We start from the raw sequence: 14469 nt of genomic DNA, 5'->3' as shown, positions 1-14469 counted from the left end.
CTTCATTTTTTGTTTTGAGTTCAACTAACGCCAATCCGTTTTCGAACGAAGGATCGACCTCTGCCGCTGTGCTGGAGGCAGTGTTGGGTGCGTCGCCGGCGGTGCTGGTGGTGGTGAATGCGGAGGGGCGGTTGCTTTTCGCGAGCGAGGAGGCGTCGCGGATGTCTGGGTACACGCAGGGGGAGTTGCTGGCGCTGCCGATCGTGGCGTTGCTGCCGGAGACCTCGCACGAGCGGGCGAGCGTGGTGGTGCGGGAGTTTTATGGGGAGCCTCGGGCGATGGTGATCGGTCATGCGACAGACATCCACGTGAGGCGGAAGGATGGCGGGGAGATCCCGGTGGAGTTGTCGCTCAGGCCGCTGGCGCTGGCGGGGAAGGTTTATCTGCTGGCGGCGATCACGGACATCAGCGTGCGGCGGGAGGCGGAGCGGGCGTTGCGGGTTTCGCAGGAGAAATTCCACCGGGCGTTCACGGCGAGTCCGCACGCGATCACGTTATCGGACATGGTGACGGGGCGGTACATCGAGGTGAACGATGGGTTTGAACGGATCACCGGGTACACGCGCGCGGAGGCGGTGGGGCGCACGTCGCTGGAGATGGGCATGTGGAAAAATCCGGAGGAGCGGATCGCGCTGGTGCGGCGGTTGATCGCGGACGGACGGGTGAGGGATTTCGAGCTGAACTTTATCGATAAGGCGGGGCGGCAGTTGATCGTGCGCAACAACTCCGAGACGGTGACGATCGACGGGAGGCTGTGTCTGGTTTCGCTGAATGAAGACATCACGGCGCGGCGCGCGGCGGAGGTGGCGAAGGCGGAGATCGAAGGGCAGCTGAGGCAGGCGCAAAAGCTGGAGGCGCTGGGGCAGCTGGCGGGCGGGATCGCGCATGATTTCAACAACATCCTGACGGCGATCCTGGCGTATGCGGAGTTGACGGGGATGGATGCGGAGAAGCCGGAGGAAGTGCGGAAGCATGTCACGCAAGTGCGCGCGGCGGGCGGGCGGGCGAAGGAATTGGTGAAGCGGATACTGGCGTTCAGCCGTCAGCAGCAGCCTGAGCGGAAGCCGGTGCGGTTGCAGGCGGTGGTGCTGGAGGCGTTGACGTTGTTGCGGTCAACATTGCCCTCGACGATCGAGATCGAGACGCGGATCGACGAGGGGGCGCCGGTGACGCTGGCGGATGCGGCGCAGATCCACCAGGTGATGATGAATCTTTGCACGAATGCAGCGCACGCGATGGGCGGGCAGCCGGGGAGGATGACGGTGGCGCTGGAGTGCGCGGTGATCGAGGCGGGGATGCACGCGGAGCTGAGGGCGGGGCGTCATGCGCGGTTGATGGTGAGCGACACGGGGTGCGGGATGCGGCCGGACGTGTTGAAGAGGATCTTCGAGCCGTTTTTCACGACGAAAGGGCCGACGGAGGGAACGGGGCTGGGGTTGCCGGTGGTGCATGGGATCGTGCGGGATCACGACGGGGCGATCACGGTGGAGAGCCGGGTGAACGAAGGGACGACGTTCCGGGTGTTTTTCCCGGAGCATGCGGATGCGACTATGCGGCAGTCGGAAAAGGAGGATGGGAAAAGTGCTCTGCCGCGCGGGAGGGGCGAGCGTATCCTGTTCGTGGATGACGAGCGGGTGCTGTGCGATGCGGGCAGGCGGTTGCTGGAGTATCTCGGCTATGCGCCGGTGACGTTTGCGGATGCGGAGGAGGCGTTGCGGCGTTTCCGGCACGATCCGGCGGATTTCGATCTGGTGATCACGGATCTGACGATGCCGCACATGACGGGGCTGGATCTGGCGATGGAGATTGCGGCGCTGCGGCCGGAGCTGCCGGTGCTGCTGGCGAGCGGATTTAGCGGGACGTGGACAGCGGAGAAGGTGAAGGCGCTGGGGCTGCGGGATCTGATCGCGAAGCCGGTTTCGGTCGAGGTGCTGGCGGCGGCGGTGCGGCGGGCGCTGGATGAGCGGTGAGAGGCGGGTGAATTTTTCCACATGACGAACGTTGACGAAAAGAAGAGCGATCAGGGTGCGGCGGGCGGCGGCGGCGGGAGGATTTTATTCGCAGATGACGATGTCGCGGTGCGCGACGCGCTGGCGGAGGTGTTGCGGCGGCATGGGTTCGAGTGTGTGTGCGTGGCGTCGGGCGCGGAGGCGGTAGCGGCGCTGGAGGGCGGAGATTACGATGTGTTGTTGTCGGACATCCACATGCCGGGGAATGTGGGGCTGGAGTTGATCGAGAGTGTGCCGGCGCTGGTGGCGGGGATGCCGGTGGTGTTGCTGACGGGGCGGCCGACGGTGGAGACGGCGGCGCGTTCGGTGCGGCTAGCGGTGGCGGCGTATCTGACGAAGCCGCCGGAGATGGAGGAGTTATTGAGCGTGCTGGCGACAGCGGTGGCGGAGTATCGGGGGTTGCGGATTTTGCGGTCGGGGCGGGCGCGTTTGCAGGCCTGGGGCGAGGAGCTGGAGGAGCTGGAGCGCGTGGCGCGGCGGGCTCCGCAGGGGAAGAGCGGGCGGACGGAGAGTTATCTGCGGGTGATGTTGCGGCAGACGATTTTGATGCTGTCGGATGTGGAGCAGGCGACGGCGGTGAGCGAGCGGTCGGGCGGGGGCGGGCTGGCGCAGGTCGAGCATGTGGCGGCGATCCGGCGGACGGTGGATGTGCTCGAGCGGACGAAGCAGAATTTCAAGAGCAAGGAGCTGGCGGATCTGAGGTACCAGTTGGAGAAGTTGCTGGAGCGAGGGCCGGGAAGCGGAGCGGAGAAGAAGACGCCGGTGGAGTGAAGGCGGGACGGAGGGGATTTTTAACCACGGATTCCGCAGATGGGCACGGATGGGGTGGCCGCAAAAAGGCGCAAGGGGCGCAAAAAAGTGCGCGGGAGGAGCGGGAGTGGGGGCGGAATTTTTGGACAGGAAAGAGGGATGAACAGGATGGGGGCGGAGGAGGCGGGGAACGTTTAACGCTCAACGTTCAACGCTGAACGCTCACGTGGCGGAGAAGAATGGGGGTGTCGCGCTCCTATCGCGCAAAATGAGCTGAGAAAGTTCTCAAGCGGGCGGGGGGGTGTGCCGACATGTGGGGCGTCAGGTCCGCAAACCGAGTTGTGGACAGCTTTCTCCGGCGGGACGTATGGGCCCGCAAGTCGAAGGCACAGCCAGACCAATTTCTCTCCAGGAGAGCGTGGTCAGGCTGTGCCTTTTTCGCGTTCACACGCGACGGAGCGCGCCGCAGCGCCCTCGGAAATTTTTTCCTTTCAGCCAACATCCCTATGAAAAACTGGACCATCGCACGCCGGATTATTTTCGGCTTCGCAACGTTGCTCATCATCGCCGCTTCTTTCGGCCTCTACGCGTTTTCGCGGTTGGTGGAGATCGGCCATGACGCGGATCGGGTCGCGAAGCAGTGTCTGCCGGGACTGTATTCCACAGGCCAGCTGGAGACGATCAATGCGACGAACTGGATGCTGACGCAGCAGTTGTTGTTGATCGCCAAGCCTGAGGAGCGGGAGGCAATCGAAGCGCAGATGAAGGCGAACAGCACGCGGATGAACGAGATGTTCAAGTACTACGAGACGAGCATCACAGGGCCGGAGGAGCGCGCGCTTTACGACACGGTGCAGGCGACGCGTGGTAGAAACACGCAGCTGCGCCAAGAGATCATCGCTGCTTCGGCGGGGGCTACGCGGGAGCAGATCGCGGTGCGGCTGGAGAAGGAATTGAGTCCGGTTTACGAGGTGTACGTTCACGCGTTGCGCGCGCTGGTGGATTTTAACAAGACGGATGGCGATGCCGGCGGTGCCGAGATCACGGAAGGCGTGAACGAGGCGAAGCGCGGCATTCTGATCGGGCTGGGTGGTGCGTTGCTGGCGGGTGTGATCATCGCGATCACGAGCATCGCGGTGATCAATGCGCGTCTCAAAAATGTGGCGACGACGCTTTCGACGGGAGCGGCGGAGGTGGCGGCGGCGTCTTCGCAGATCGCGGGGACGAGCCAGCAGCTGGCCGAGGGCGCGACGGAGCAGGCGGCGTCGCTTGAAGAGACGAGTGCGTCGCTCGAGGAGATGTCGGGGATGACGCGTCGCAATTCGGATGATGCGAACTCGGCGAAGTCGCTCGCGGCACAGACACGGCAGGCGGCGGAAACGGGGGCGACGGACATGGGCGAGATGACGCGCTCGATGGATGCGATCAAGGCGTCGTCGGACAACATCGCGAAGATCATCAAGACGATCGACGAGATCGCGTTTCAGACGAACCTGCTGGCGCTGAATGCGGCGGTTGAAGCGGCGCGGGCGGGTGAAGCTGGCGCGGGATTCGCGGTGGTCGCGGATGAAGTGCGTTCGCTGGCGCAGCGTTCGGCGACGGCGGCGAAGGAGACCGAGGAGAAGATCCAGGACGCGATCACGAAGAGCGTGCATGGTGTGGCGATCAGCGCGAAAGTTTCCAGCGGACTGCGCGAGATCGTGGAGAAGGCGCGGCAGGTCGATGATCTTGTCGGCCAGATCGCGACGGCTTCGAGCGAGCAGAGCACGGGTATCAGCCAGATCAACACGGCGGTGTCGCAGATGGACACGGTGACGCAACAGACGGCGGCTGGCGCTGAAGAGAGCGCGAGCGCGAGTGAGGAGTTGAACGCGCAGGCGGCGTCGCTCGAGGACGCGGTGGGCCATTTGCGGGCGCTGGTCGAGGGGCGCGGGCGTCGCGAGCACGTGGAAGGGGTTGAGGAGCGTCCGCGTTTTTCGGCGAAGGCTCCGGTGCAGCGGCGGGGGATCGTGAAGACAATTTTGCGCCGGCAGGCGGCTGCGGCGAAAGTTGCGGCGGCGGGTGGCGATGAGTTCTTCGCGGATGTGGCGAAAGAGGAGGCGGGGGTATGAGCGAGCAGCCGCCGGTGAGTTTAGACGAGTGGATGGATGACGCGGCGGTGGATGCGGATCATCAAGTGCCGCGCATCCTGCTGGTCGATGACGACGAGGTGTTGCGGATGGTGCAGGCGCATTTTCTGCGGCGTTTCGGTTATCACGTGGACGCGGCGTCGGATGGTATGGGCGCGATCAAACATCTGAACGCGCAGCCGGCGGATCTGGTGATCACGGATATGGTGATGCCGGGGACGGATGGGGTGCAGCTGATCCAGCATTTGAGAAAGCATCATCCGGCGGTGAAGATCGTGGCGATTTCGGGCGGCGGGCCGATGGCGCCGGATCTGATGACGGACATCGCGCGGGCGCTGGGAGCCGACGCGACGTTGATGAAGCCGTTCACGTTGATCGCGCTGTTGAAGGCGGTGCGGGCGCTGATGGCGCCGCCGAGAGGGGGTTGAGCGGGAGCGCCTCCGCGCGCGGCGAGGAACGCATGGGGAAAGAGAGCCGACCAGGTCATGGGGATGTTCTGGCGGCCCGCCCCGTGCTTTCCTCACCGCGCGCGCGGGTGTGAGAAAAATGCGGGGGTGGGAACACCCCGCCTACATGAAGGAGCGGGCGGGTGAGAATCGGCTTTCCTCATGGCGGACGGGTAACATGCTGGCCGGGCGCAAGGGATCTGCCGCTGAAGAGGCAGGTGCGCCACACGTTTTGACTTCCATCACACCGAACCCGTTTTCGCCGGAGTTGTTGCAACCGCTGGGGCCGCTGCATGCGGTGCTCGAAGCGTCGCCCGTGGCTCTGGTCGCGGTGGACCGGCGGGCGCGTATCCGGCTGGCCAATGCCGAGGCGGAGCGGTTATCGGGCTGGTCGCGGGAGGAGTTGATGACACTGCCGCTGGGGTCGCTGATGCCGGGGCGGTTGCATGAGCGTCTGGCGGTTTTCTTGGAGGAGTTTTTCACGGAGCCGAAGGCGAGGCCGTTCGGGAGCGCGCCGGATTTGTGTCTGGTGAGGCGGGATGGGGCGGAGCTGCCGGTGGAGATGGGATTCAGTCCGTTGTATCTGGGAGACCAGGCGTTCGTGCTGGCGGCGATCACGGATCTGGGGGCGCGGAGGAAGGCGGAGCGGGAGGAGGCGGCGAGGCAGCAGCGGACGCGGGCGCAGTCGGCGGCGTTGATGGAGCTGGTGGGTGACGCGGCGTCGGCGGTGGGGGATTTCGAGGCGGGGGCGAGGCGGCTGACGGAGCTGGCGGCGGTGGCGGTGGGGGTGGACCAGGCGAGTGTGTGGCTGCTGGACGATTTCGGGCGGACGCTGGTGTGCGCGGATGTGTATGCGCGCGAGGCGAAGGCGCATGGGGCTGAGCAGTCGTTGAGCCGGGATTTTTATCCGGCGTATTTCGCGGCGATCCAGAATGAGAAGAGCGTGGCGATCGCGGATGCGGGAGCGGATGCGCGGGTGGCGGAGATGGTGGCGAATTATTTCGCGCCGCATGGGATCGGGGCGACGCTGGACGCGCCGATCCGCATCCGGGGGTATGTGGCGGGGGTGTTGTGTCTGGAGCACAAGGGCGGGGCGAGGGAGTGGACGGCGGATGAGCAGGCGTTCGCGGGGAGCCTGGCGGATCAGGCGACGCAGCTGCTGCTGCATGTGGAGCACACGAAGGCGGAGCAGTCGGCGCGGGATGCGACGGAGCGGTTGCAGGAGATTTTCGCGCACACGACGGAGGCGATTTTCTCGCTGCGGGTGACGCCGGCGAAGGAGTTTATTTATGAGGAGTTCAACCCGGCGGCGTCGGCGGCGAGCGGGGTGCCGTCGATCAAGGCGTGCGGGCGGAGGCCGCAGGATGTGATGCCGGCGGCGACGGCGGCGCAGTTGAATGCCAACTACCGGCGGTGTCTGGAGGAAGGCCGGCCGATCGAGTATATCGAGACGGTGGGTTTCGGGGCGGGGAGCGGGACGTACAGCACGTTTTTGATTCCGATCCGGGATGCGGGCGGGCGCATCCACCGGATCGCGGGTTTCGCGCGCGATGTGACGGAGCAGCAGCGGGCGGAGCGGGCGGTGCAGGCCTCGGAGGAGAAATTTTCCAAGGCGTTCCGGTCGAGTCCGGACGCGATCTCGGTGTCGGACGCGGCGAACGGGGTGTTCATGGAAGTGAACGAAGGGTTTGAGCGGTTGTTCGCGTGCAAGGCGTCGGAGGTGATCGGGAAGTCGTCGCGGGAGTTGAATCTGTGGGCGACGCCGGAGGACCGGGAGCGGTTGCTGGGGGCGTTGAAGGCGAAGGGGTCGGTGAAGAATTTCGAGGCGATGGCGCGGCCGAAGTCGGGCGCGCCGAGGCCGTGCGTGCTGGCGGCGGAGACGGTGGAGATCGGCGGGCGGATGTGTCTGGTGCTGGTGATCCGGGATGTGACGGAGCAGAGGGCGGCGGAGCAGGCGTTGCGGGAGAGCGAGGCGCGGTTCCGGAGTTATTTCGAGTCACCGCTGATCGGGATGGCGATCACGGCGCCGGACAAGCGGTGGCTGGAGGTGAACGACCAGTTGTGCCGGATGCTCGGATACACGCAGGAGGAGCTGCGCGGAATGACGTGGGGAGAGCTGACCGTGGAAGACGATCTGGCGGCCAATGAGGACAGCCTGAAGCGAGCGCTCGCAGGGCAGCTGGAGACGTATGCGATGGACAAGCGGTACCGGCGCAAGGACGGGGAGATCGTGCATGCGAGCATCGCGGTGAGGTGCATCCGCAAGCCGGACGGGGCGGTGGATTATTTTCTGACTGTGGTGCAGGACCAGACGGCGCGGATCGAGGCGGAGCAGGCGCAGGCGGAGCTGGAGTCGCAGCTGAGGCAGGCGCAGAAGCTGGAGGCGCTGGGGCAGCTGGCGGGCGGGATCGCGCATGATTTCAATAACATCCTGACGGCGATCATGGCGTACGCGGAGCTGGCGGCGATGGACCTGGATAATCCGGACGAGGTGCGGCAGCACCTGGACCAGGTGCAGAAGGCGAGCAACCGGGCGCGCGACCTGGTGCGGCGGATACTGACGTTCAGCCGGCAGCGGAAGCAGGAGCGCAAGGCGGTGCCGCTGACGCCGGTGATCGAGGAGGCGGTGAATCTGGTGCGTTCGACGCTGCCGGCGGCGATCGAGATCGCGGTGAAGATCGCGGCGGATGCGCCGGTGGTGCTGGCGGATCTTTCGCAGATCCACCAGGTGCTGATGAATCTTTGCACGAACTCGGCGCATGCGATGCGGGACCGGCCGGGGCGGTTGAGCGTGGTGCTGGAGCGGGTGACCGTGGATGCGGCGCTGGTGCGGGCGCAGCCAGAGCTGCGCGAAGGAAGCTACGCGCGGCTGACGGTGAGCGACACGGGGAGCGGGATGGCGCCGGGGGTGTTGAAGCGGGTGTTCGAGCCGTTTTTCACGACGAAGGCTCCGGGTGAAGGGACGGGGCTGGGGCTGTCGGTTGTCCACGGGATCATGCAGGATCACGAGGGGGCGGTGACGGTGGAGAGCGAGTTGGGGAAGGGCACGACGTTCCGGTTGTATTTCCCGGAGCAGATCGGCGTGGAGGAAGCGGTGACGGCTGGCGGATCGCCGATGCTGCGCGGCAAGGGCGAGCGGGTGATGTTCATCGATGATGAGCTGGCGCTGTGCGATTCGACGCGGCAGCTGCTGGACAAACTGGGCTACCGGACGACGGCGTTGAGTTCGCCGGTGGCGGCGCTGGAGCGTTTCCGGGAAGCACCGGGGGATTTCGATATCGTGATCACGGATCTTTCGATGCCGTTCATGACGGGTGTGGATGTGGGCAAGGAGATGCTGGCGCTGCGGCCGGAGCTGCCGGTGGTGCTGGCGAGTGGATTCAGCGGGACGTGGACGGCGGAGAAAGTGCGCGAGCAGGGGCTGCGGGATTTGTTGATCAAGCCGCTGACGGCGGCGGCGCTGAGCGCGGCGATCCGGCGGGTGCTGGATGAGCGCCGGGCGGGGGAGATCCGGCGATAATCGGGGTGAGGGCTTGCGGGGCGTGAGGTGGCGGTACACAAAATCCGGGCAATGACACTGCACTCGTTTCAACCGGGAGGGAAACAGCCAGCGGGGGGAACCCGTTCACCGCTCACGATGGATGCGGAGGTGCCGTCGCAGACGGGGGCGGGCATCCGGATATTGCTGGCGGATGACGATGAAGTGCTGCGCGTGGTGCAGTCGGATTTTTTGAGACGGTTTGGTTATGACGTCCATGCGGCCGAGGACGGCCGGGCGGCGATGAAGTATCTGGCGGCGCAGGCGGTGGATCTGGTGATCACGGACATGGTGATGCCGGGTTCGGACGGGGTGGAGGTGATCCGGCATATCCGGAAGACGTATCCACAACTCAAGATCATCGCGATCTCGGGTGGCGGGGCGACGAAGCGGGAGTTGTTGCTGGATATCGCGCGGGTGCTGGGAGTGGCGAAGACGCTGGAGAAGCCGTTTACGATGACGGCGCTGCTGAAAGCGGTGCGCGAGGTGATCGAGGAGAAGTGATAGGCAGCTGGTGGTGGAGGCGGGGCTTGCGTCGAGACGGGGAGAGGGGCGGACTCGGCGGTCTATGAATATCCTGATGAAGTTTCTTCAACTGCGTTTCATTCCGGCGAGCATCGATCTCGCGTTGCTGGTGCTGAGGCTGTGGGTGGGCGGCTCGATGCTGTTTCTGCACGGTTGGCCGAAGCTCGTGGCGTGGGGGGAGAAGGCGGCGAGCTTTGCCGATCCGTTTGGGATCGGGGCGCAGGCGAGCTACGCGCTGGCGCTGCTGGGTGAAGTGGGCGGGTCGGTGTTGTTGATCGTGGGATTGTTCACCCGTCTGGGCGCGGCGCTGGGAGCCGTGACGATGGGGGTGGCATTTTTCGTCGCGCATGGCGGCCAGTTAAGCGGCGCTGGTAACGGGGAACTGGCGTTCCTGTATCTCGGCGCGTACGTGACTTTGCTGCTGGCGGGCGGCGGATTTTATGCGGCGGATATCAAGATCGCGGCGAACCGGACGGCGGGGATGCCGAAGTCGGTGTGAGCGCGGCGCGCGGGGCGCGCCGCTGAATGACCAGTGACCAGTGACCAATGACCAGTGGTCGGAGGTTGTTGGTCGTGAGGTGAAAATACGGGCGCAAAAAAACCACGGAGGGGTTCCGTGGTTTTTTGAGAGAAGCGGGCGATGTCTAACCGGCGGGTTAGGGCTAACCCGCCCTACCTCGGAGTTAGCGTGTGTTTGTGGCGGGTTCGCGGGCTTTTTCTTCTTCGTCCTGGGACGCGACGAGCGGGGATGACGCTTTGGTCTCGGCCGTGTCGTGGCGGCGGGCGCCTTTGACGAGGGCTTCGAGTTGGTCGACGACGTGGTCAAGGGAGACGGCCTGAGCGTTGAGTTCCTGGGCGGCGGCTGCTGCTTCCTCGGCGGTGGCGGCGGTGGTCTGGGTGGCAGAATCCATGTGCGTGATCGCGGTGAGGACCTGGGTGATGCCTTGGGATTGTTCGTTGGAAGCGGTGGCGATCTCGCCGATGAGGTCGTCCACACGGCGGGCGCTGGTGGCGATCTGGCGGAGGTTTTCGTCGACCTCGCGGGAGATGGTGACGCCGTGTTCGCTCTTGGAGATGGAGTCCTGAATTTTCTCGGCAGTCTCTTTGGCGGCGGTGGCGGAGCGTTGGGCGAGGGCGCGGACTTCGTCGGCGACGACGGCGAATCCGGCACCGGCTTCACCGGCGCGGGCGGCTTCGACGGCGGCGTTGAGGGCGAGGAGGTTGGTTTGAAAGGCGATCTCGTCGATGGTCTTGATGATTTTCGCGATGTTGTCGGAGGACGTTTTGATGGCGTCCATCGCGCTGGTCATGGCTTTCATCTTGCCGGTGCCGGTGTCAGCGGCGGTGCGGGTTTGATTGGCGGACGTCTTGGCGGAGGCGGCGGACTCGGCGTTGCGCTTGGTCATGCTCGAAATTTCTTCGAGGGAGGCGCTGGTCTCTTCTAGGGAGGCGGCGAGCTCGGAGGCGTTTTGGGCGAGGGTCTGGCTGGCGGAGGAAATCTCGGTGGCGGCGGCGGAGACTTGCTGGGAGCCGGAGGAGAGTTCGGAGGTGACGCCGTTGAGGACGCGGTTGGTGGAGCGGGTGATGAGCCAGGCGATGAGGAGGCCGGCGATCAGCGCGGTGGATACGCCGATGATGATGACGAGGCGGGTTTGTTCGACGGAGGCGTCGGACTGGGCGCTGGAGACGCGGCCGAGTTCGCGGCTTTGGTCCACGGCGGTGCGGAGGGCGGTGATGTAGGCCTGGTAAACAGGGTAGAGTTCGTTTTCCAGGGCGGACTTGGCAGAGGCGAGGTCGCCGTCGCGGGAGAAGGTGAGGATGGCGACGCGTTTGTCGCGGTAAGGAGGGCGGCGTTTTTTGATGAGCTCGTAGGTGGCGATTTCCTGATCGGTGATGAGGAGGGCTTCGTACTGTTTGTAGAGTTCGGTGAGGGTGGCGCTTTTGGCGTCCATCTCTTTTTCGATGGCGAGTTTCCGTTCGGCGTTTTCGGCGAGGTAGTGCTGGGTGGTGTTGATGAAGTTTTCTTTGACCAGGGATTCGACCTGGCTGAGGAGGACGATGCCGGGGATGGCGCGGTCAGAGACGATGCCGGTGGCCTGGTCGATCGTCTGGATGCGGTTATACGCGAGGACGCCGAGGGTGGCGGTGATGAGGATGACGATGCTAAAGCCGGCGGTGAGGCGGCGGCCGATGGTCCATTTGATTTTCATAGCGAGAGCAGAAGCGGGAACGAAGGCAGGATGTTGTTTGGTTTGGGTTAACAACGACCCGGAGGGACGGGGACTTGAGGGCGGAGACTGCAAATTGACGGCGCGAATGCGGGTTGTGACAGGTTTGTGCCGTCTGGGACGGCGGTAGTTTGTGGGGGGAGCGCGGAAAGTGACTTGGCGAGGGGGCGCGGGGTGGCTGGAGTCGCGGGCATGAATCGGACAGACCGGCTGGTGGCCATGGTGATGTATTTGCAAGGGCGGCGGGTGGTGCGCGCGGAGGAGCTGGCGCGGAATTTCGAGGTGACGGTGCGGACGATCTATCGGGACATCGCGGCGCTGGGGGAGGCAGGTGTGCCGGTGACGGGGGAGGCAGGCGTGGGGTACACGTTGGTGAAGAGTTATCATCTGCCGCCGGTGATGCTGACGACGGAGGAGGCGTCGGCGCTTTTTGTCGGCGGGGAGATCGTGAAGCGGTTCACGGACGCGTCGCTGCATCAGCCGATGGGGACGGCGCTGGACAAGCTGCGGGCGGTGTTGCCGAGGGAGCGGCAGGATCATGTGGAGCGGTTGTCGCGGCACACGATCGTGATGGAGCGTGGGTGCGGCGGGGCGGCGCAGGAGGAGCAGGCGTGGCTGATGCCGTTGCAGCGGGCGGTGATGCAGCGGCGGGTGGTGACGCTGGGCTACCAAGGAAAGGCACGGGCGGAGGAAACGGCGCGCGACGTGGAGCCGCTCGGGGTGGTTTTCTACGGGGGTGGCTGGTATCTGGTGGGGTGGTGTCGGCTCCGGAGCGATTACCGGCATTTCCGGCTGGACCGTATCCGGACACTGGAGGCGCGGGAGGAGGCGTTTCCCGTGCGCGAGGATTTTTCGCTCACCAAACATCTGGAGGAAGGGATGAAGAAGATGGACACAATCCCGGCGCGGATCTGGTTCGCGCGGGGCGCGCAGGAGCGGGCGCGGCGGGAGTGTTATGGGACGCTGGTGGACGAAGGCGCGCGGGATGGCGGAGCGGAGTTTTCGTTGTTCACGTACTCGCTGGACTGGCTGGCGGGGTGGATTTTGTCGTTTGGCGGGGAGGCGGAGGCGCTGGAGCCGGCGGAGCTGCGGGAGAAGGTGACGACGCGGATAGCGGCGCTGGTGGAGCGGCATCGGATGGAGGAGGCGGTGGTGTAGGATTTTTGATTTTCGATCGGGGAATGCGGAGGGGGTGAAAGGAGGCGTGGGGATTTTTTCGTGGAAGGGGAAGGGCTGCTGACACGGCGTTGTCAGGAGGGCGTGAGAGAATGCGGGGATGAACAACGACACTTACCTCCTGCCGCCGCTGGCTCCGTTTTTCACCGGGATCGTGACAGCGCGTTTTTTCGAGACGTGGGATTTTTATACGACGCATCTGGCGTTTGGGACGGTGCATGAGAGCAACCGGGAGCTGAGGCTGGTGCATATCTCGGGGGTGCAGCTGGCGGTGCTCCGGGAGGAGACGGACGGGCAGCCGGAGGAGCTGGTGTCGGCCACGCGCGGACGCGGGCTGTGGCTGGCGCTCGATGTGAGCGATGCGGGGGCGGAGTATGCGCGGTTGTCGGCGGCGGGGGTGGAGATGGCGTGGCCGTTGGAGAGGATCGAGGGGGGCGGGCGGCGTTTCGCGGTGCGCGATCCGAACGGGATTTTGGTGATCATCGCGCAGCGCGCGCGGGCGGGCGGGGAAGGGCGGGCGGCGCGGGTGAGTGAAGAGGCGCCGCTGGCGGGGTAGGATATTTTAGACGGGAGCTGGCCGCAAAGAGGCGCAAAAAAGCGCAAAGAATGGAGGCGCGAGCGGGGATGGGAGAAAAGGGAAAGAGGAAGATCGAGGGCGGAGGAGTGGCGCGGGCGGGGGTGTTGGGTATGGTGGCGGGGAAATTTTTTGAAATGATGTCCGAACAATCTGCGTTTTTCCGGTCGGTGGAGTTGAGTGATGTCACGCTGCGCGTGCGCGATCTGGCGCGGGTGGCGGGGTTTTACCGGGAGGAGGTCGGGTTGAGTGTGGTGGGTGAAACGAGTGAGCGGGTGGCGCTGGCGGCACTGGCAGTGGACGGAAAGGCGCCGTTGATCGTGTTGGAGCGCGTGGCGGAAGCGAAGGAGAGGCTGCCAGGGACGGCGGGGCTTTTTCACACGGCGTTTTTATTTCCGGGGCGGGCGGCGCTGGGGCGGGTGGCGAGGCGGTTGATCGAGCGGGAGGTGGCGTTTGGGACGGGGGATCACGGGGTGAGCGAGGCGCTTTATCTCGACGATCCGGAGGGGAATGGCGTGGAGCTTTATGCGGATCGCGCGGTGAGCGAGTGGCCGCCGGCGGGAGCGGATGGGCAGGTGACCATGTACACGGAGGCGGTGGATGTGCGGGCGTTGCTCGCGGCGGAGGCGGGCGGACGGGAGGGTGCCCGGGAAGGTGCGATGGGGGCGGGAGTACGGATCGGGCACTTGCACCTGTGCGTCGCGGGGCTGGCGGAGGCGGAGGGGTTTTTCGCGGGCGTGCTGGGTTTTCCAGTACGGCAGCGGAGTTATCCGGGGGCGCTGTTTCTGGGGCGCGATGGGTATCACCATCACTTCGGAGCGAATGTGTGGCGGAGTCGTTCCCCGGCGGTGGCGGGTGCGTTGGGGCTGGCGCGGTTCACGGTGAACTTCGCGGAGAAGGCCGAGCTGGCGCGGGTGATCGCGGCGGCGGAGGCGGCGGGGCGTGTGGTGCGACGGGATAAGAGCGGCGCGACGTTACGGACTACGGATGGGATCGAGCTAGTGGTGCGGGGCGCGGCGGGGTGACGCGCGTGAGGCGCGCGCGGGGTTGATCGCGGCGTAAAGCCGCCCCTACAACCGGAGAGAGTACAACGG

General features: G+C 65.2%; 11 protein-coding genes. 10 read left to right on the top strand and 1 reads right to left on the bottom strand.

The features are described from left to right. Nucleotides 1–14: 14 nt before the first annotated feature. The 7 genes from CMV30_RS05810 to CMV30_RS05780 all read left to right on the top strand — a co-directional run bounded on the left by CMV30_RS05810 (nt 15) and on the right by CMV30_RS05780 (nt 9896). The gene (locus CMV30_RS05810) at nt 15–1970 is read left to right on the top strand and encodes a hybrid sensor histidine kinase/response regulator (RefSeq protein ID WP_096055141.1); all 1956 of its coding nucleotides are present in this window, start codon (nt 15–17) and stop codon (nt 1968–1970) included. Nucleotides 1971–1991: 21 nt separating this feature from the next. Beyond that, entirely contained in the window at nt 1992–2780 is a 789-nt protein-coding gene (locus tag CMV30_RS05805; protein ID WP_096055140.1) for a response regulator, read from the top strand. Between the two features lie 485 nt (nt 2781–3265). Beyond that, nucleotides 3266–4870: a methyl-accepting chemotaxis protein gene (locus tag CMV30_RS05800; RefSeq protein ID WP_245844411.1), complete on the top strand. Its 1605-nt coding sequence runs from the start codon at nt 3266–3268 to the stop codon at nt 4868–4870. After that, a complete protein-coding gene (locus CMV30_RS05795) occupies nt 4867–5316 on the top strand; it encodes a response regulator (RefSeq protein WP_096055139.1) in 450 nt (149 codons plus the stop codon). The genes CMV30_RS05800 and CMV30_RS05795 overlap by 4 nt, the downstream gene beginning before the upstream one ends. 250 nt (nt 5317–5566) lie before the next feature. Next, nucleotides 5567–8854, top strand: a complete 3288-nt coding sequence (locus CMV30_RS05790) for a PAS domain S-box protein (protein ID WP_175414743.1) — start codon at nt 5567–5569, stop codon at nt 8852–8854. A 51-nt stretch (nt 8855–8905) separates the two neighbouring features. Further along, nucleotides 8906–9376: a response regulator gene (locus CMV30_RS05785; RefSeq protein WP_096055137.1), complete on the top strand. Its 471-nt coding sequence runs from the start codon at nt 8906–8908 to the stop codon at nt 9374–9376. 64 nt (nt 9377–9440) lie between these two features. Further along, nucleotides 9441–9896 (top strand): DoxX family protein, encoded by a 456-nt coding sequence (locus tag CMV30_RS05780; RefSeq protein ID WP_096055136.1) that lies wholly within the window; start codon nt 9441–9443, stop codon nt 9894–9896. Between the two features lie 184 nt (nt 9897–10080). On the opposite strand, the gene CMV30_RS20630 is transcribed toward CMV30_RS05780, so the two are convergent. Continuing rightward, entirely contained in the window at nt 10081–11607 is a 1527-nt protein-coding gene (locus CMV30_RS20630) for a methyl-accepting chemotaxis protein (RefSeq protein ID WP_096055135.1), read from the bottom strand. Nucleotides 11608–11817: 210 nt separating this feature from the next. Here CMV30_RS20630 and CMV30_RS05770 point away from each other — a divergent pair, with 210 nt between their 5' ends. The 3 genes from CMV30_RS05770 to CMV30_RS05760 all read left to right on the top strand — a co-directional run bounded on the left by CMV30_RS05770 (nt 11818) and on the right by CMV30_RS05760 (nt 14400). Next, a complete protein-coding gene (locus CMV30_RS05770; protein WP_138223154.1) occupies nt 11818–12783 on the top strand; it encodes a helix-turn-helix transcriptional regulator in 966 nt (321 codons plus the stop codon). Nucleotides 12784–12901: 118 nt separating this feature from the next. Continuing rightward, nucleotides 12902–13357, top strand: coding sequence for a VOC family protein (locus CMV30_RS05765; protein ID WP_096055133.1), 456 nt, complete (start codon nt 12902–12904; stop codon nt 13355–13357). 155 nt (nt 13358–13512) lie between these two features. Then, nucleotides 13513–14400, top strand: a complete 888-nt coding sequence (locus tag CMV30_RS05760; RefSeq protein WP_175414742.1) for a VOC family protein — start codon at nt 13513–13515, stop codon at nt 14398–14400. Nucleotides 14401–14469: the final 69 nt, after the last annotated feature.

This window comes from Nibricoccus aquaticus, from assembly GCF_002310495.1.
GTDB lineage: Bacteria > Verrucomicrobiota > Verrucomicrobiia > Opitutales > Opitutaceae > Nibricoccus > Nibricoccus aquaticus.
Note: the sequence above shows the minus strand (reverse complement) of the source record. Positions and strands in the feature narration are given on the sequence as shown.